We start from the raw sequence: 18,976 nt of genomic DNA on the forward strand, positions 1-18,976 counted from the left end.
GTTGTTGTCCGCCGTGAAAACGTTCAGATCACCGTTAATGCCGTTGATCAGTTCGGTGTGCGCGAGTAGCTCGTGCCCGGCTTACGACGTCGTCAACGTACAGACGCGCGCACGGCCCGTGCGCTTCGCTTCATAGAGCTGTTGGTCAGCGGCCTTCAACAATAATTCAGGCGTGACAGAGGGTGTTGGCACCATGGAAGCAACGCCCAAGGAGATGGTCACGACCTGATCAACATCGGAGCCAAGATGCTCCACGTTCAATTCGCTCACGCGCGTTTGCATTCTTTGCGCCATTGCGCTCGCTCCCGCGAGTTCCGTCTTCGGCAAGAGACAGGCAAACTCTTCACCTCCGTACCTGGCCAACTTGTCATACGGCCGTCGAAGCGCATCAAATAGAGCCCTTGCCACCAGCTTCAGGCAGTTGTCACCTGCTTGATGACCATAACGATCGTTATAAAGCTTGAAGTAGTCGATATCGATCAAAATCAGTGAGAGGGGTGCGCTTTCTCTCAGACACTGGCGCCAGTCAGTCTGCACATCCTCGTCAAATTTTCGGCGGTTCGCAACGCCCGTCAGCCCGTCAAGCAACGCGCTTGCTCGCAGCAAATCACCCTGTAGCTTCAGGGTCAGGTGGGTTCGCACGCGCGCGCGCACAATGACCGGGTTGATGGGCTTCGTGATGAAATCGACCGCACCCAATCCCAACGCGATGACTTCATCTGCCTCCTGATTCTGCGAGGTCACGAAGATAATCGGAATGGCGCCTGTCAGCGAGTCGGCCTTGAGACGGCGGCATACCTCATGCCCGTCGATGTCCTCCATCACGACGTCCAGCAGGATGAGATCCGGCAACTCAGCACGACAGATCTGCATGGTTTGCGCGCCGGTCGTTGCCATGAACACGTCGCACTGGTCGCGAAACAGCTCGTACAGAACACGAATGTTCGTGGGCTGATCGTCGGCAATCAGGATCTTGGGACGGCGATTCGCATGAAGTAACCAGCTTTCCAGAATATGCTCCATGTCACGAACGCTCCAGCATGTCGCGCGCGCTGAGCGCCGCGACCGCGAAATCCAATTCCCGTACCTGCATCAGGAACTGATCGAATTGGTCCCGCTGTTCCGAACCCGTGTGAGCAACCAGCGCTTCGGCAAGCGCGACGGCCTGCAAATTCGACGACTCGAGAAACGCCACTATCTCGTTCAGGCGCAGCTTCCATTCCGCCAACGGCAATACAAGGTCGATGAACGGCGCCTCGATTGTGTCATCTTCAAATTCATGCGCCAATGCCGTGACGCTGTCCCGCAGCAAATCTCTTAGATCGGCAACGCCCTCGTCAGTGATGACAACGTTCGTTGCTGACGCATCGGCGTGGCGCAAATCATACTCAAGTTGGCCGGCCCGCGCCGAAAGCGCGCGCGCGCCCACCGTGCCTGCGGTCCCTTTGATCGCATGCAGCACCGAGGCGGCGCCAAGAGGCTCGCCGTGTGCGATTTGCTGGCTAAGCAACATGAGTTGCTTTTCCGTCTGCGACCCAAAGTTATCCAGAACACTATTGATCAGCGCAATATTGCCACCAAACCGCGCGACAATCGAAGCCTTGGTTTCGACCAGCGGTTCCGTTATCACTTCCACTCCGGACGGCGCTTGATAGGGTGCAAACGCGAGCGGGGATTTTCTTCCGTCGATTTGAGCATGCAGCACCGACACCAGCAACTCGACGTCGATTGGTTTCCCGACGTGATCGTTCATCCCGGCATGCAGACACGCTTGTCGATCGGCGTTCGATGCATTCGCCGTCATCGCGATAATGGGTAGCGTGGCGCAGCGAGGGTTCGCGCGAATACGCCGTGTCGCTTCGAATCCGTCGATATCCGGCATCTGGATATCCATCAGAACCGCATCGAACGGAATGCCTGCCGTCGTTGCCCTTCGCACCCCTTCGATCCCGCCTTCGGCGAGTTGTACTTGAGCGCCCTCCGCTCTTAGCACTCCCTCGGCAACCTGACGGTTCAGCGCGTTATCTTCAACCACGAGCAGGTTAAGCCCGGCAAGGCGTGCCGCAGGTCTGGAAGCCAGCTCCTGAAGTTCGGGCGGCCGCGTACCCACAGCGCTCAGCGCGCGCAGTACAACGTCGCTCAGTTGCCTCGGTGTGATCGGTTTGGTCAGGAAGCCCACAAACGGCGCCTCTCCGCTATCGCGGGCCTCAGCCAACACTTCGCGCCCATAGGCGGTGACCATGACGACCACTGGAAGAGGCACGCCGTCTTTCGCGCCGCGAATGAGTTTTGCCGCGTTCAGCCCATCCAGGTCCGGCATGCGCCAATCCATCAAGACCACGTCATAGGGTTGCCCGGCGCGCACCGACTCGCTGATCTTTTTGACTGCGTCGATACCACCGCACACGAAGTCCGCCTGCCATCCGAGCGCCGCGACCGTGCGGACCAGCAGCTCTCCTGCCATCTGGTTATCGTCGGCTACCAGCAAGCGTAAAGGCCGGTCGATGACAGGTGCGGTAACGGGCGTGCTCGCGCCATCGACGCCAAGCGTGATGTCGAACCAGAACCGGCTGCCAACGCCTACTTCGCTTTCAACCTGAAGGTCGCCGCCCATTAATCCGACCAGGCGCTTGCAAATGACTAACCCCAGGCCTGAGCCACCGAAACGGCGTGTGGTCGACGTCTCGGCCTGATTAAAGCCCTCGAAAATACGTCCCGTCTGCTCGCCGCTGATGCCGATGCCGCTATCGGTTACCGCAATTCGTACGCGTACCGTCGCATCCACGCGTTGCAACAACTCGACGCTGACGATGACCTGCCCGGTCAACGTGAATTTGAGTGCGTTGCCGGCCAGATTGATCAGGACTTGTTGCAACCGAAGGCTATCGCCAATCAACGAATTGGGAAGTGCTGAATCCAGGTCGAACAAAACCTCGACGTTTTTGTCGCCCTGATTGCCGGAGAGGACAACGCCCAGATCCTGCATCAAGGGTTCCAGCTCGAACGGATGCACATCGAGCTGCAGCTTGCCCGCGTCGATCTTCGAGTAGTCGAGAATGTCGTTAAGCAGGCCAAGCAACGACTTCGCCGCTGTCTGCGCCTTGCTGACGTAGTCGCGCTGACGCAGATTGAGGTTGCTGAGTTGCACGAGATGCAGCATGCCCAGCACTGCGTTCATGGGGGTGCGGATCTCATGGCTCATGTTCGCGAGGAACGACGACTTCGCAGCGCTCGCCGCGTCAGCTTGCTCCTTCGCCTCGCGCAAACGTAGCTCAAGTTGATGCTGGTCGGTAATGTCGCGGTTAATCCCTGTCATGACGACAGGCGTGCCGTTCGCGTCCCGCTCGACCTGCATCCGCGTCTGAATGTACCGGATCCGCCCGCCCGGAAGCGTGATTCGAAACAACGGTAGCTCGTCGCCATTGCCTTCGATCGCTGCATTGAGCGAATTCATCGTGGCGTCAATGTCCGCCGGATGCACGCGCGTGCGCCAATGATCGAAATTCAAACCGCTGCCGTTCAGCGTCTTAGGCTGTTCGTAGATCTCGAACATGCGCTCGTTCCAGTGGAGCGCGTTGTCCGCCAGGTTCCACGACCAGATTCCAAGCTCTGCTGTTTGGGCTGCTAGTAACACCTGGTCCCGCGCGGCGGCCAGTTCCATGCGCTGTCCGTGCTGTTCCGTGAGATCCGTGATGACGCAGACGAAACAAAGCTCGCCGGCAACGACCATTGGGGCAGTGGAGACGTGCGCCGGAAAGATCGAGCCGTCCTTGCGCAGTCCCGCCAACTCACGGCCGCTGCCGCTTCCTGTCCTGCCCTGTCGCGAAAACTGTGCGACATAGTCGTTGTAGGCATCGACCAGGCTATCGGGAACGAGCGTCCTGACATTACGCCCGACCAGCTCCTGCGATGCGTAGCCGAAGGTATTTTCGCCGGCAGGATTGAGCGAGCTCACGATACCGGCGCTATCGATGGTAATGATCGGGTTGATCGCTGTATCAAGGATTGCACGCGTCATGTCGAGGCTGGCAGCGAGCCTCTCTTCCGCCACAGTCCTTAGCCCGATAAGCCGGATGAGCCTAAAACCAAACAGCGCCAGCGCGATGACCAGGGCGCCGACACCGGCCGAATGCCAAAGCGTATCGGTCCACCAGGCCGCCAATATTTCCTGCTGCGACAAAGCTGCAGCGACAAACAGCGGATAGTCCTGCAAGCTTCGAAAGCTGTTGAGCCGCACAACACCATCTTGTGACGACTTCGTCAGGAAGGTTCCTGATTTCGCCGCCTGGTGGGCATGAAAAAGAACCGTCTCTGATACGTCCGTGCCCTGGAAGCGGCTCTCGAACGGCCTGCGTACGATCATGCGCCCGTTATTGAGTACCAGCGCCGCGGCGCCAGCATGCCCAATATCCAGGCTGTTATAAAACCGCAAGAAGAAATCAATGTCGATGGTCGCTACCACGACGCCGGCGAAACTGCCGTCGGCGTCAACGATTCGCCGCGACACCGGCACAGCCCACTTTCCGGTCGAACGACTGAGCAGCGGCCCGCCAATGCGGGCGCCGCGATCCGCGTGGCTTTGATGATAGATAAAATAATCTCTGTCAGCGTTGTTATAGCTGTGCAGTTTCCCGGGCTCCGAGCTCATGATCAGCTGACCGGTTCGATCAAAAACAAACAAGCCGTTGAGTTGTGGAAGCTCGTTTAACCGGGACGAAAACAATTGGCGAAGCCGTTCCAGGGCGGCCGGGCTGGTGCCGTCGTGTTCAACGCGCTCGTCGATACCCATCAAGGCGGTGTCGGATTCCTTGATCGTGTCGTTCGCGTGCTGCGCCATTGCGCGGGCGAGATTTGCTGTGGCCGACGTCATTTCCTTCAACTGCACCTGTCGGGCGGCCAGACTGCGCCAGATATCCGTGCCCACGAGCAAGGCACAGACCAGGACGATAAATGCAGTCATCCGGAACGTGAGCGAATGCTGTTTTGCCACTATACGACCTCAAAAGATGCAAGCTGTTTCAAGACTGGTACCAGACTTTACGGCAAGAGCGGATGGCACTTGAGAAAATAGCCAAGCCTACTGAATGTAATGGAAGCTTGAACAGCGGCTGGAACGAGTGAACTGCGATGACGCCGAGAGCGTCGCTGCCAAGGGACGGGGCGACATTTCAAGCGCCGCAGCCGTTTCCGCGAGGGTCCAGCCCTGCGCCAGGGACAGCGGCTCCGGCCGGCCCCTCCCCGCAGCATCGGCCCCTGTCATATCTTCGCCACGTAGGGCGGTTACGGTGCTGTACCCACACTAATAATTCCCCTCCACGATGTCGTCGACGTCCGAGCACGGCCGCGAGAAGCACCACGCCGCCTTCAAGGCGGCCCAGGTAAGCGTTCTGCTAAACGCGGCCTTGATGACCATGCAGATCGTCATCGGCTGGCTCGCTTACTCCGACGGTTTGCTGGCCGACGGCGTCCATACGCTGGCTGACCTCGCGGCGGACGGAATGGTGCTGGCGGTCTTGCGCCTCAGCGCCACGGCAGTGCGCCGGAGCGCCAACGACCAGTACGATAGAGTCGAAACCATAGGATCACTACTGATCTCCATCCTCTTGATCGCAACAGGAATGGAAACCCTGTGGAGCAGTCTTGGACACGCGGCCAATGCGGCTAATGCGGCTAATGCTTCCAGCGTTCATGCAAGCGCGCTGGTCGTGGCGGTGTTTGTGATCGTCGCCAAGGAAGCGCTGTTTCGATACATCATGGCCGTCGCTAAGCGCACCCGTTCCACCCTTCTCGTTGCGAGCGCCTGGCATGCGCGCTCGGACGCGATCTCGGCATTAATAGCCGCGGTTGGCATTCTCGGTAGCATGGCCGGCCTGGCGATATCGGATCGTCTGGCCGCTGCGGTCATCGGCATCATGATTGCACGCATAGGCGTGAACCTCGGCTTGAAAGCCGTCAAAGACTCTTTCAGTCGACCCGCCAGCGAAACCGCCGGGCAATAAATTCGCCTTTCACTCTCGTCCACTGCACTCTCTTCATTAGTAGAAGAAGGGTCGACATCTGCTTTTCAATGACGTGTACAGGCAACGAAGCATGACCCTCTTCATGCTCGCCGCTATCATGTCAGTGGGTCCAAGGTCGGGCACGCTGCGGCTATAGACCGCTGCAATGCATCGCTGCAATACTTGTCCCTGACACCCTGCGTACGCGCTCACGATGCAGCGCGTAGCCGAGGTCATTCACCACATACAAGGAATGCCACGAAATGAATGGAAGCGAGTTGAGCGACGTCGAATTCCCCGTGCAAAAACAACTCGAGGCTTATAACGCCCGGGATATAGAAGACTTCATGCAATGGTGGGCCCACGACTGTGAGTACTATGAGTTTCCATCGCGTTTACTTGCTAGCGGCGCAAACGAGATCCGCGAACGGCACGTCGCGCGGTTTAGCGAAGCCAATCTTTCCGGCAAGCTCGTTAAGCGGATATCAGTTGGCAACATGGTGGTGGACCAGGAAGTCGTCACTCGCACCTTTCCGGACGGCCCCGGTGAGATCGATGTCGTCGCTATTTACGAAGTCGAGAATGGGAAAATAGCGAAGGCATGGTTCAAGATGGGCGCGCCAAGATTGCATACCGCCGAGACGCGATGAGCGTTTAGGCTGTAGGCGTGTTCTGGTCTGCTTGCGGGAATCCCTAGCGAACTAATGGAGATCCGGTGCCGCAAAGGCTGTGCGACCATGCCAAATTCCAGTGGCAACGGCCATTGGTACAGCTTTGGGTCAATCTGAACCGACCGCCGCTTTAAACGCCGCTAGGAAGCCGGAAGTCGGGCGCCCCAGCGGCTAGCCCTTAGTACCGCGTTACCCTTCCCTCGTCCGGGATCTTGAACACGGATACCGCAGCCTTCAGGTGACGCGTCTGCTCATGCAGCGACGCAGCCGCCGACGCCGCCTGCTCCACCAGCGCCGCATTCTGTTGCGTCATTTCATCCATCTGCACGACGGCCTGATTGACCTGCTCAATGCCCGTGCTTTGCTCCAGCGACGAAGCGCTGATCTCGGCCATCATCTGCGTGAGGCGCGAGATTGACGTCGATACCTCGCGCATTGCCTGACCTGCACGTCCCGCCAGCGCCGAACCATCGTTCACCTGCAAGACCGATTCACCGATCAGTTCCTTGATCTCCTTGGCCGATTGTGCGCTGCGTTGTGCAAGTCCGCGCACCTCGCTCGCCACGACTGCGAATCCGCGGCCCTGTTCACCCGCACGCGCCGCCTCGACAGCCGCATTCAACGCAAGAATGTTGGTCTGGAACGCGATGCCGTCAATCACCGAGATGATCTCCGCGATCTTGTCCGAACTCCTGGCGATGCTGGTCATCTTCTCGACCACCTGATCGACCACGCCCGTGCCTCGTGATGTTGCCGTCAGCGCGTCGCCTGCAAGGCTGTTCGCGTCGCGCGCATGCTCGGCGTTCTGGCGCACCGTCGCGGTCAACTCCTCCATGCTCGATGCAGTCTCTTCCAGCGATGCAGCCTGATTCTCCGTGCGAGCCGACAGATCCGCGTTGCCGGTGGCGATTTCATCGGCGCCGAGATTGATCGAGTCCGACGACTCGCGCACCGTCTTCACCGTGTGCGCGACGCTCGCCTGCATCGACGCGAGACCGGCGAACAAGCGGCCAATTTCGTTGGTGCCGCGATCGGCAATATGCTCGTCGAGCTTGCCCTCGGCAATCCGTTCGAAGTGACGGCCAGCTTCCTCGAGCGGGGCGACCACGCCGCGGCGCAACGCGACGTGTACGAACACGACACCCGCAACGAGCGCCACGAACATCGCCAGACCAACGCCGCGGAAAAGGCCAAGCCTGGCATCGATGGAATCCAGATACGACTGGCTCGCGGTGTCGCCAAACCGGGCGAAGTTTTGTTGCTCGGCGAGGTAGCGGTCCTGGAACCCTTGGGTCGGCTGATCAAGGAACGCTTGCAGATTATTGGCGTCGAGGTACTGGGTCAGTTCACTGAGCGCGCCGTGATACGCCTGGAATTTTTCCTGCAATGCGGCCGTGCGCGCCCTGTTTTCATCGCCGGTTTTGGGTGCATTGACGAAGGCGGTGAACGACTTGTCCGCTAGCGCCAACTGCTCGCGCGCGTGCTGGACAATGTCGACAGGTTCCGTGCCGCCACGCGCCATGCGGGTACCGGCACGCGACAGGTTGATCCGTGCGTCCATCAGTCGCTGGGTGGTTTCATTGACCTCGTTGACTTGCTTGAGCGCGATGTTCGAGAGGTTACGGACATCGTCGTGAGTAGCGGTCAGCGACCAGAAACCAAGACCTTCCGTGACAACCTGAAAAAGACAGAACACGATCAGAACGACCAGCAGGCCGGTAGAAACACTCGCTTTTTTAAGCATATTGACGACTCTTCGTAACGTTGAATTCGATATGGCCCTTCAACGTGTCTTAGCGTGCCAAGCAATAAGTATCTTTCTGCAGCACCCATCTGCCGCGCCCGTTCGCGAAAGCACGAATGGAGCGGGAGTGTCGTCGGGTGCGGATCGAAAAAACTATTGCAGGGTGGTCGTCGAGTGATCTAAGACAGCGTTGAAACCTAGCGGGCTGGCCTCTTGTTAACGGCGGTATTAACGGATACTTAAGCTGCGAATAAGCCAGCAAAAAAATACCCGGCAGTCTTTGAATTGCTGCTGAACCGGCCCTAAGACGCCACTCCTGACAAGATCTGACAGGGGTAGCAGATACGCTTCTTTTCCGGCAATTGCGAGAGGCACCCTCATGTCGGGCTCTGGCACAGATCATCAACAAGCTCGCCACTGTGCGGCGGTATGATCGAGCGCGCCCAACCTCGCCCTCGATTCGCGCCCTCGATAGATGCAGACGAAGCGAAACACCCGTTGCGGCCTGTAGTACCGCCTGCAAACCCAGCGCAATTCCATCAAGAAAGCGATCACGATGTCGGACACCGAAAACACCGCACTGAAAGAGATTTTCAACGAGCGCCGATTCCGCGATATGGCGCTCGACGTCAAAGCGGTTTATCCCCCCTTCGACACACGGAGTTTCCTCAAGATCTCGCTAGCCGGGCTCGACGAGCTGACGCTGATGCAGCGCCTGCGCCGCATGACGCAGGCGCTGCATGCAACCCTTCCCGCGGACTACCGCCAGGCGCTCGAGGTTCTTCGTGCGCTGGCAATGCGCATCGAAAAGGGATTTTCCACGCTGGTCCTTCCCGACTACGTTGGACAATACGGGCTGGACGACTTCGATGTATCGATGGAAGCGCTCAAGTTCTTCACGGCCTTCGGCTCGTCCGAGTTCGCGGTGCGCGAATTCCTGCGCAAGGATCTGACGCGAGCGCTTGCCATCATGAAAGTATGGTCACGCGATGACAGCGACGCCGTGCGGCGCCTCGCGAGCGAAGGCAGCCGTCCGCGCCTGCCATGGTCTTTCCGGCTCGACGCAATCCTGGCTGATCCTTCGCTGGCGGCACCCATTCTGGAGAACCTTCGCTCGGACGCGAGCCTCTATGTTCGCAAGTCGGTCGCCAATCATCTGAACGATGTGACCAGATCGCATCCTGATTGGGTGCTGGACCGGCTGGCGACGTGGCCAATCGAAAACGCTCACACCGCCTGGATCGCAAAGCGCGCCCTGCGCTCGTTGATCAAGGCCGGTAACGGGCGCGCATTGGCTGTGATCGGCGCGGGTGGCGTGCCCGACGTGAAGATCAGCAAGTTCGCCGTGACACCTCGCCAGATTGCAATAGGCGAGCGTGTGACCTTGTCATTCGATCTTGCGTCCAAGTCTCCGGAAAGTCAGCGGCTTGTGATCGACTACAAAATGCATTACGTGAAGAAGTCGGGTGTGACGGCCGCGAAAGTATTCAAGCTCAAGGAGTTGACACTCGACGGCGGCCAAAAGGTAGCAATAGAACGCACGCAGAACATCAAGGACTTCACCACGCGAATACATTATGCCGGGCGGCACGATGTCGAAATCCTGGTGAACGGGGTATGCCTCGCCAAGGGGTATTTCGATCTGAGTTGCTAACGTTCATGCAGCAGAGGCCGCAACAAGCGCCTCAACCAGCGCGCGCTCCGGTCGTTGCAACGCCTCCATATTGCGAACGCAGATCAGGAGCTGGCGCGTGGCCCAGCGGTCGGTCAACTCCACCGTGTGCACGCCCGGGGTCCCTCGGTACCGCTTCGCGGCGGTTGCCGGGACGATTCCCACACCGGCCCCTTGCTCGACCATGCAGCATATGTTTTCGAAGGTCCGCACCCGCGCGCGAAAATAGAACTGCTGCCCGGCAAATAACGCCTGTTCGCCCAGATACTCTTGCAGTGCACTGCCGGCGCTCAACCCGATGAACTCTTCCTCAACCACGTCCCTGAGCGCGACCCGACGACGCCCGCTGAGCGCATGATCGCGCGCGACGATCAAAACGAGCTTGTCGACGGCGAACAGAAACGTCTGCAACATCCCGTGCTCGAGCGCGTCGGAAACAATGCCTATCTCCGCAGCACCGTTAAGGACCGCCTTGATGGTCTCGGTACTCTGCCGCTCCTTCAAATCGATGTGCACGCCGGGGTTATGCCGAAGAAATCCGCCAAGAGGACGGGGCAGGAATTCCGTGACGGCCGCGGTATTCGCCCATACCCGAACACGCGTTCTGCGAGCCTCCGAGTGCTCCCCCAGTTCACCCTGCATCCGTTCGATCTGGCCGAGTACCAGACGCGCGTGGTGCGCCAATGTGTCCCCTGCCGGCGTGGATTCGACGCCACGACGGCCTCGCTCCAACAGCGGCAGCCCGAGCGCCTCCTCCATGCCGCGCAAACGGGCACTGGCGGACGGCAGGGACATGTTGGCCTGAGCCGCGCCGTGCGTGATGCTGCCGGTTTCGAGGATGAACAGGAAAAGGCGCAGGTCTATCAGATCGAAGCGCATAACCGAAGAAGTTTTGTTGATCAGCCTTAGTTATACCCTAAGGCACAGTACGTATCTTCCGCATTGTGGCCGTTGCGAATCTGGGGAAAATAAGGGCAATTCATTTGCCCGCGAAGTTTGCCTGCGAAGTTTTCCTGCGAAGCAACAATGCCTTCATTAATGCCCTCATCAATGACCTCTCCTGACCTCGTTCGCGTCGCTGCCATTGCGCTGACCTTCCTGATAGCCGGCACTGTCAAAGGCGTCACGGGCATGGGGCTTCCGACCGTGGCGATGGGTGTGCTCGGAACCCTCATGCTGCCAGTCGAAGCGGCTTCCCTGCTGATCCTGCCGTCGTTCGTCACCAACGTCTGGCAGCTTCTGGCAGGTCCACGCCTGGGTGCGCTTGTGAGGCGCTTCTGGCTGATGATGGCGGGCATTGTGATCGGCACGGTAGCCGCGGCTTCGTTCATTGCCGGCAGCGGCGGTGTCTGGGCCGTGACCGGGCTCGGGGCCGCACTGATGCTCTACGCTGCCTCCGGGTTGCTGTCCTGGCACGTCACAGTGCCGCCTCGGCATGAGCAGCGCCTGTCTCCTGTTATTGGCGTGGTGACCGGACTCGTCACTGGCGGAACAGGCGTTTTTGTTGTACCAGCGGTCCCCTATCTTCAAGCGCTCGATCTAAAAAAAGAAGATCTCGTCCAGGCGCTCGGACTATCATTTACGGTATCGACCGTGGCATTGGCGATCGGGCTTGCTCGCGCAAGCGCGTTCACAACCGCCGATCTCACCAGCTCGCTGCTCGCCGTCGTCCCTGCCTTGCTCGGTATGTGGATCGGTCAACGCATACGCGGCCGCATCAGCCCCGCGACCTTTCGGCGCTGGTTCTTTATCTGCATGCTGGCGCTCGGTCTTCAACTGCTGTTGCGGCATTTGATTTAAGCGTTGCGCCGGGGCATGCGCCCGGCGTCGACCATCTGGGAGATCTGACGCGATGCTCTCGCCATTACTTGAAACACTGGGCGCGCTGGCAATACTGGCCAGCCTTGCGATCAACCTTCGCACGCTTCTCGGCCGGCGCCGCTAGCCTTAAGCGAAACATTGCAATGAACGCGCTGACGTTTTCGTAGCCAAGGTCGAGTGCAATGGTCGTGACCGCCGCACCCGATGCAAGCATCGTCAACGCCCGCATCAGACGCGCGCGCTCGGTCCACCTACCGTTGCCAGGGAGCGCCCAATACCGACCCCGCCTTCCCATACTGCTGCGACGCCTTTCGCACTATTGCGATATCGATCTCACCGTCGTCGGCTAGCGCTTTCAGCGCAGCGATCACAATGGATGCGCGATCCACTTCGAAGAACTCGCGCAATGCCTGACGGGTGTCGCTGCGACCGAAGCCGTCGGTGCCAAGCGTCACATAGCGACGCGGCACGTACGCGCGGATCAATTCGGGCACCGCGCGAACATAGTCGGTTGCCGCGATCACCGGGCCGCGCGATGCGCCGAGCATCGTACTCACATACGGTGCAGGTGCCGTCTCGCCGAGCCGTGCAAGCCGTTCAGACGCCATGCCGTCACGCTGCAACTCAGTGAAGCTGGTCACGCTCCATACCGCGGCCTCAATGCCCCATTCGTCGCGCAACATCCGCTGCGCCGCGATGACCTCGCCGAGAATCGCCCCGGCGCCGAGCAACTGCACCCGCGCCGTGGCATCCGGTTTCGTCGCAAGCGGATACATGCCTTTGAGAATGCCCTCGCGCAGCATCTCCAGATTACCGCCAGGCACCGATGGCTGCGCGTAGTTCTCGTTCATCACCGTGACGTAATAGAACACGTCGCGCTGGCGCTCGACCATCTCGCGCATGCCTTCGTCGACGATAGCCGCAACTTCATAGGCAAACGCGGGATCGTACGCGCGACAGTTCGGTATGGTCGATGCCACGAGATGACTGCTGCCATCCTGATGCTGCAACCCTTCACCTCCAAGCGTCGTCTTGCCCGCGGTCGCCCCGATCAGGAAGCCGCGTGCGCGCTGGTCCGCCGCCGCCCAGATGATGTCGCCAATGCGCTGGAAGCCGAACATCGAGTAATAGATGTAGAACGGCAGCATGGGCAGATCGTGAACGCTGTACGACGTCGCCGCGGCGATCCATGACGACATTGCGCCCGCTTCCGAAATGCCCTCTTCGAGAATCTGCCCCTTGGTGTCCTCGCGGTAATACAGCATGGAACCAAGATCTTCCGGCTCGTACAACTGCCCGAGCGGTGAATAGATACCAACTTGCCGGAACATGTTCGCCATGCCGAACGTACGCGCCTCGTCGGCGACCACGGGCACCACGCGGGGGCCAAGCGTTGCGTCCTTCATCAGCGTGCCGAACATGCGCACGATCGCCATGGTGGTCGACATTTCCTTGCCTGCCGCATCGATTGCAAACTGGCCCCAGGTAGTAATCGAAGGGACGATCAGCCCCTTCGACGCCGCTCTCCGCCTTCTGGGCAAATAGCCTCCAAGGCCTGCGCGTCGTGCGTGCAGGTACTGCATCTCCGGACTGTTTTCCGCGGGTTTGTAGAACTTGACTGCTTCGACATCCGCGTCCGAAAGCGGCAGGCGAAAGCGATCGCGAAACGCCTTGAGGTCGTCAAAGCCAAGCTTCTTTTGCTGGTGCGTAGTCATCCTGCCCTGGCCCGATGTTCCCATGCCAAAGCCCTTCATCGTCTTGGCGAGGATGACCGTTGGCTGGCCTCGGTGACTCAGCGCTTTCGCATAAGCCGCATGGAGTTTGCGCACGTCGTGGCCACCGCGACGCAGGCCGTCAATATCCTCGTCGCTGAGATGAGAAGCCAATGCGGCAAGCTCGGGATTCTGGCCGAAGAAACGCTCGCGGTTATAACCGCCGTCGTTCGCCGAGAAGGTCTGGAACTGGCCATCGACCGTATGTGCAAAAGCACGCAGCAACGCGTTCGTCTGGTCGCGTGCAAAGAGTGCGTCCCAGTCCGAACCCCACAAGACCTTGATCACGTTCCAGCCCGCGCCAATGAACTGCGCTTCCAGCTCGTCGATAATCCGGCCGTTGCTGCGCACCGGACCGTCGAGCCGCTGCAGGTTGCAATTGATGACGAACACGAGGTTGTCGAGTTGTTCGCGCGCAGCCAGCGACAACGCGCCGATCGATTCCGGCTCGTCCATCTCGCCATCGCCGAAGAAGCCCCACACCTTGCGGTCCTGCGTCTTTGCAAGGCCGCGGTTTTGCAGGTAACGCATAAAGCGCGCTTGGTAGATCGAGTTGATCGGACCGATACCCATTGAGCCCGTAGGGAACTGCCAGAAATCCGGCATGAGCCACGGGTGCGGATACGAACACAGCCCCGGTCCTGCGATCTCCTGCCGATAGTGCTGCAAATGCTCTTCGCTAAGAAAGCCTTCGAGGAACGCGCGTGCATAAACGCCCGGCGATGAGTGCGGCTGAAAGTACACGAGATCGCCGCCCGTGCCTTCGCCCGCGTCCGGCGCTGCAGCGCGGAAGAAATGGTTGAAGCCCACTTCGAAGAGATCGGCCGCGGAGGCATAGCTCGCAATATGGCCGCCCAGTTCGCCATAAGCCTTGTTAGCGCGCACGACCATGGCAAGCGCATTCCAGCGCAACGCGGCGGCGAGCTTTTCCTCTATCTCCAGATTGCCCGGATAACGCGGCTGCTCCGCCACGGGAATGGTGTTGATATAGGGCGTGACGCGTGCCCTCGACGACTCGATACCCAGCGACAGCGCATGCTCGGCGAGGCGGTCATAAAGGTATTGCGCGCGGTCACGACCGACGTGTTCCGTGACTGCGTCCAGCGCCTCCAGCCATTCGGCGGTTTCCTCCGGATCACTGTCTTCGCGACCTCGGGATATGGAAAGAATTTGATCGGTTCCGCTGGATAAATCAGTCATGGCACGGCTCGGCATTGAATGGGGCATTAGCGTTGCGAATGAATACAGCTTAGCTATTACGCTGCAGAATGTGCTACTGATTAGCTTTTAATCAGGCTCAGGGATAGTGTATTTATTCCGTGCATGTCCACTTTTCCAGAAAATTCGAGCTATGACCACATTGCCTAAACGCCTGGACCGTATCGACATCGGCATCCTGAACCAGTTGCAGCAGAATGCGCGCATCACTAATTCGGAACTGGCGCGGGCGGTGAACCTGTCGCAAACGCCTTGTTTTAACCGCGTGCGCGCGCTCGAAAAACTGGGACTGTTCAAACAGCAGGTCACGTTGCTGAATCCGGAGCCCCTTGGGCTTCGGATCAACGTATTCATTCAGGTCAGTCTGACGAAACAGGATGAAGACGCGCTGCGGCGTTTCGAGGAAGCGATCGGCGAGCGTCCCGAAGTCATGGAGTGTTACCTGATGACCGGCGACGCGGATTATCTGCTGCGCGTCATGATGCCGGACATCCAGTCGCTGCAGCGCTTCATCATTGAACGGCTTACAAAGATCCCGGGCATCTCGAACATCCGTTCAAGCTTCGCGCTCAAGCAGGTGCGGTATAAGACGGCGTTGCCACTGCCATTGGCGGGGTTGACGTTACATGAGCCTGACGAGAACGCGGATACGGAGTGGAGTTAATGGCTTGTGAGCCGTCCCGTTGGCATGGAAAGCGTATCGAATGGCCTTTACGCCGCAGCGAATCCGCTTGCCGCTCGCTAGAGTAACGGGGTCAACCACACAAGGAGTAAAGATGTGCGCTGCAGATATCCTTCCCGATCGCGTCAACGACGGCACGTAGCGGGAGCACCCCAAGCGGCCAAGTGACGAGTCGATACCTGCGCAATTAAACCAGGTATAAAAGACGACAGGCGCTGTGACAGTCCCGACCAGAATTCAATGCGCTGAAAACTCGCTAAACTTCATGCTCCAGAATCTGTCGTGTCTGCCTGCTCCACCGGTTGCACGACGACGAACCGAAGTGTGCTTTCGCGCCATGCAACCAGTTGCGTAGTATTGTTTTGCGTCGCGTGTTCGATCCCCAGCGCGACCGCCAGCCATCCTGCCGCGTTACCGGAATACCCGAGCGTGATATCGAGATCGTGTATTCCGGCGAGGTTTTCCGTTTGCGAAACTCCTATCGAGAGGTCCGACAGGCTATTTACCAACGCGGCTTTATCCATCCTCTCAAGCCCGGTCTGCCACAAATCATTGATCTTGTCGCCCGTCGTGCGTCCCCACTGCAACGCCGTGGAAATTGGAGCATCTGTTGCATCCAAGTCAGCTTCTACCGGGCGATGCAAAAGAGCGACTGGCTCTATATGGCGCCGCTGGGCGAGCGGTGCCCAGCCAAGCAACAGAGCAACCGCGGCTTCAGCGCTGTTCTGAAGAGGTGTCTCGTGCAGTTGCACTGCGACGAACAGGACGAATTTCTCCAGCGCAGGACCGCCCTTGTTGTCGAGCCATTGGTCCAGCGCCATCAAACCCTTATCCGTAGCGACCAACTCCGCTTTTACTGCTCGTAGTTCCGCGTCGTCCCAACACGCCTGCCATGCGTCGACCAGCGCTTGTTGATCGACATCGACCGGCAGTTGCAGACAAACCCCAAACGGTACGTCACGCGGAATAGCCTTAACACTGTCCGAGACCGAGCCGATGAGTTCCCTGAAACAAGCGCAATAGCGTCCGGGATCATCGTCGTCGCCGGCTAACGACAGCGAGGAGAGTGGGAAGACATCACTGCCATTCGGAAATGTGTGGGCTTCCAGCGCTGCTGCCGCCCGATCCAATGTGGATGCTACGTCGCGACTCCCCGCTCCCGTCAGATAGGCATAGCGGACTACTGCAAGTGGATCACTCGCGAATTCCAGAGCGGTCTCCCTGTCCTCTCGCAGGATTTCGTTGTCTGCATTGATGCGCTCGTTTTCCTGCTCGTAGTAGAAGCACCGAAGTCCAAATGCGATAGTGCATACGAGAAAGGGAAATACGAGCAGCCGCACCCAGAACCAAGCGGTTCCGGTCGGCACATTTTCGGGCCACGTGAGCAGCGTGCTGACGACCCCGATGACCATGGATACCACGAGCAAGCACAGCCACACGACAAGCCGCGGCGGTGACGGACGCGGCTCGGGCGACTCTGCGGGAGGAAGAGTTACTGGCATCGGGATCGAGTCAGCGCAAACTGGCAATCAAACGGCAGCCGCACACCGTGCGGTCTCCACGACGCGCTACGTGTACGCCACCATCTGCGATTGTTTTGTCTCCCTCGATGATGACGCTGGATTTGACGTCATGTAGCGGGCGAATTGCTTCGTCGCTTTTTCGGGCGACGAAACGGTTACGGAAGCGCATCGTGGTCGAAGCGCCGACTACGTTGCCACCGTGATCGGTAGCCTCGCCAAACCGGCTCAAATCTATCATCGCAATCTCATTTTTCTAACTGGCCCAAAGGGCCGGGGCTACTGCCAGTGCGCGGAACGATAATGACTATGGAACTAGGCAAGTGCTTCATCTCTTTCTGTCGGCGTTGATCTCTCTGCGAAATCCCAGTTGTTTTCCGGCTCGTAACCGACGTCGCCGAAGTACATCATTCGCCAGTTCTCAAGCTTTGAAAAATCCTTGCCGAAACCTGCGATCGAGTCGTGAACCAGGTAGTCGAAGAAGTCGAGCGCGGTTTGTCTTTCGCTGTCTGAACCGGTAAGCAGCGAGACATCTTCATATGCCATGGAAAGCGTCGCCTCGCGCAGAGTTAGGGTCTTGCCGTTTAGCTTGCGGTCATTTTCCTTTCCCATCGACTTATTAACAGCAAGTCCGTTTTCATTGACCCGCGAAACCTCACGCAATAGGTCAGACGCCTGTTGACCGTTGCCTGCCTGCGTCAACACATCTTTCGCCTGCGGGACACGTCCTTTCGCGGCCTTCCCTCCGGTAAAATTAGCGAGATAACCTCGGGCGACGTAGAGCTGGCGAAGATGATCGGACGTGGCCTTTTCTATCGGCCCACCGGCTTGTGCTTTCCTTTGATAGTTGTCGAAAAGACCCGCTGTTTTGGGGGAGAGGTCAAAAGATGCTTTGGTGTCTACATCCATCCTTTCCAGCGGCTGTAGTGGAACGCCGGCAGCGCGTGCAACTCGATACATATGCAACAGAGGTACCTGACTTAGTTTCTCGTTATCCAGCAGTGCTTTCGTTTGTTCTCCTGGCGCATATCCTCCTCCGACATCCGAGTGAACGCCTGGGTACACAATCTCAGATGTGTTGTTTGGGTAGTGCTTTCCGTCGCGCACTGAATCCAAAGGAAACGAGTCACGCACTTCATGGGCGGCTACATAGTGAATACACTGCTCAACCATCGCGGGAATTTTGAGATTCCCTGCCCAGTCGTAGTGACCGTTTTTTGGCACAAGCCTCAACCCCGCACCAAGAAGAGGAAACACAACGGAAAAAGCACCGAGGATAACCGGGCTATGGTCGATCATCTTGGCACTCGCGGGCAAACCTGCCGATGCGACGGTATCGAACAACCCCATGAAGTAGAGCCGAATCGGATAGCCCTGGTACGTCCACGCTCCGCCTTTCTCGCGACATTCCGAGGCGAGGTGAACCGCAAAGGCTCGCGCGAGCGCTGCGCCTCGGGAAAAACCGAAGAGCGACACACTGATCATCCGGATCGGCTGCTTCGGATTAGTCGCGCGGGCCTTCGCTTTCGCTATTCTTTTGTCGAACTCGGCCCGTGCCCACCGCAGACGTTTTTCGCCACCTGCTCCAAAAGCGCCGCCAGATGTGCTTTCAGTCTTTTCACCAATCTGCTCGAATGCTGTCCCCAATCCGTTGACGTAAATTGGGTGCCTGCCGGTACTGTCGTCGTCATACTCATGTGCAAAGAACAAGCGCGCGACGTTACTCTGTTTTGACTTGGAAGTATCGACGAATCGGTTATTGCCGGTACCGTCAAAAAAGAGAGAAAGCCACAGTGATTGAGAACAGTCCGGTGTACCAGGCTTCTTGGAGGGATCAAGAGATGCCATAGCCTCTGCACGTTGCTGGCGTTCAACTG

The 18,976-nt window shown here is 58.6% G+C and carries 15 protein-coding genes and 1 pseudogene; 6 read left to right on the forward strand and 10 right to left on the reverse strand.

The genetic code is table 11. The features are described from left to right. Positions 1-81 precede the first annotated feature (81 nt). Together SBC1_RS09990 and SBC1_RS40520 are read right to left on the reverse strand one after the other, a co-directional pair. Positions 82-1,023: a diguanylate cyclase domain-containing protein gene (locus tag SBC1_RS09990; protein ID WP_165091663.1), complete on the reverse strand. Its 942-nt coding sequence runs from the start codon at positions 1,021-1,023 to the stop codon at positions 82-84. A gap of 1 nt (position 1,024) precedes the next feature. After that, positions 1,025-3,202: a response regulator gene (locus SBC1_RS40520; RefSeq protein WP_371826752.1), complete on the reverse strand. Its 2,178-nt coding sequence runs from the start codon at positions 3,200-3,202 to the stop codon at positions 1,025-1,027. Here SBC1_RS40520 and SBC1_RS40525 point away from each other — a divergent pair. Further along, entirely contained in the window at positions 3,169-3,294 is a 126-nt protein-coding gene (locus SBC1_RS40525; RefSeq protein WP_370469623.1) for an RCC1 domain-containing protein, read from the forward strand. The two genes, SBC1_RS40520 and SBC1_RS40525, sit on opposite strands and share 34 nt — an antisense overlap. Before the next feature lie 67 nt (positions 3,295-3,361). Here the strand turns inward: SBC1_RS40525 and SBC1_RS40530 are convergent. Then, positions 3,362-4,960: pseudogene (locus SBC1_RS40530) on the reverse strand (PAS domain S-box protein); the annotation flags it as partial. A 358-nt stretch (positions 4,961-5,318) separates the two neighbouring features. On the opposite strand from SBC1_RS40530, the gene SBC1_RS10000 reads away from it, so the two are divergent. Then, positions 5,319-5,999 (forward strand): cation diffusion facilitator family transporter, encoded by a 681-nt coding sequence (locus tag SBC1_RS10000; RefSeq protein WP_165091665.1) that lies wholly within the window; start codon positions 5,319-5,321, stop codon positions 5,997-5,999. Positions 6,000-6,262: 263 nt separating this feature from the next. Then, positions 6,263-6,649, forward strand: coding sequence for a nuclear transport factor 2 family protein (locus tag SBC1_RS10005; RefSeq protein WP_165091668.1), 387 nt, complete (start codon positions 6,263-6,265; stop codon positions 6,647-6,649). 199 nt (positions 6,650-6,848) lie between these two features. Here SBC1_RS10005 and SBC1_RS10015 read toward each other — a convergent pair whose 3' ends face one another. Beyond that, on the reverse strand, positions 6,849-8,414 hold the full coding sequence (locus SBC1_RS10015; protein WP_165091673.1) for a methyl-accepting chemotaxis protein: 1,566 nt from the start codon (positions 8,412-8,414) through the stop codon (positions 6,849-6,851). A 556-nt stretch (positions 8,415-8,970) separates the two neighbouring features. Between SBC1_RS10015 and SBC1_RS10020 the strand changes: the two genes are divergently transcribed. Further along, positions 8,971-10,068 (forward strand): DNA alkylation repair protein, encoded by a 1,098-nt coding sequence (locus SBC1_RS10020; protein ID WP_165091675.1) that lies wholly within the window; start codon positions 8,971-8,973, stop codon positions 10,066-10,068. Positions 10,069-10,071: 3 nt separating this feature from the next. Here SBC1_RS10020 and SBC1_RS10025 read toward each other — a convergent pair whose 3' ends face one another. Continuing rightward, complete coding sequence (locus SBC1_RS10025; protein ID WP_165091677.1) at positions 10,072-10,965, reverse strand: LysR family transcriptional regulator; 894 nt, start codon at positions 10,963-10,965, stop codon at positions 10,072-10,074. A gap of 171 nt (positions 10,966-11,136) precedes the next feature. Between SBC1_RS10025 and SBC1_RS10030 the strand changes: the two genes are divergently transcribed. After that, a complete protein-coding gene (locus SBC1_RS10030) occupies positions 11,137-11,886 on the forward strand; it encodes a sulfite exporter TauE/SafE family protein (RefSeq protein ID WP_165091679.1) in 750 nt (249 codons plus the stop codon). Between the two features lie 64 nt (positions 11,887-11,950). Here SBC1_RS10030 and SBC1_RS10035 read toward each other — a convergent pair whose 3' ends face one another. Further along, positions 11,951-12,121 carry a hypothetical protein gene (locus tag SBC1_RS10035; protein ID WP_371826725.1) on the reverse strand — a complete coding sequence of 57 codons (171 nt, stop codon included), beginning with the start codon at positions 12,119-12,121 and terminating at the stop codon, positions 11,951-11,953. Positions 12,122-12,158: 37 nt separating this feature from the next. Further along, positions 12,159-14,879: an alpha-ketoglutarate dehydrogenase gene (mdeB, locus tag SBC1_RS10040; RefSeq protein WP_165091685.1), complete on the reverse strand. Its 2,721-nt coding sequence runs from the start codon at positions 14,877-14,879 to the stop codon at positions 12,159-12,161. Positions 14,880-15,030: 151 nt separating this feature from the next. On the opposite strand from mdeB, the gene SBC1_RS10045 reads away from it, so the two are divergent. After that, the gene (locus SBC1_RS10045; RefSeq protein WP_165091687.1) at positions 15,031-15,561 is read left to right on the forward strand and encodes an Lrp/AsnC family transcriptional regulator; all 531 of its coding nucleotides are present in this window, start codon (positions 15,031-15,033) and stop codon (positions 15,559-15,561) included. A gap of 281 nt (positions 15,562-15,842) precedes the next feature. Here SBC1_RS10045 and SBC1_RS10050 read toward each other — a convergent pair whose 3' ends face one another. The 3 genes from SBC1_RS10050 to SBC1_RS10060 form a co-directional block, all read right to left on the reverse strand. Then, on the reverse strand, positions 15,843-17,081 hold the full coding sequence (locus SBC1_RS10050; RefSeq protein WP_165091691.1) for a hypothetical protein: 1,239 nt from the start codon (positions 17,079-17,081) through the stop codon (positions 15,843-15,845). A 10-nt stretch (positions 17,082-17,091) separates the two neighbouring features. Further along, positions 17,092-17,340, reverse strand: a complete 249-nt coding sequence (locus tag SBC1_RS10055; protein ID WP_165091694.1) for a PAAR domain-containing protein — start codon at positions 17,338-17,340, stop codon at positions 17,092-17,094. 74 nt (positions 17,341-17,414) lie between these two features. Next, the gene (locus SBC1_RS10060) at positions 17,415-18,947 is read right to left on the reverse strand and encodes a DUF2235 domain-containing protein (RefSeq protein ID WP_165091697.1); all 1,533 of its coding nucleotides are present in this window, start codon (positions 18,945-18,947) and stop codon (positions 17,415-17,417) included. Between the last annotated feature and the right edge of the window lie 29 nt (positions 18,948-18,976).

Origin of the sequence: Caballeronia sp. SBC1 (genome assembly GCF_011493005.1) — a bacterium.
Classification (GTDB): domain Bacteria; phylum Pseudomonadota; class Gammaproteobacteria; order Burkholderiales; family Burkholderiaceae; genus Caballeronia.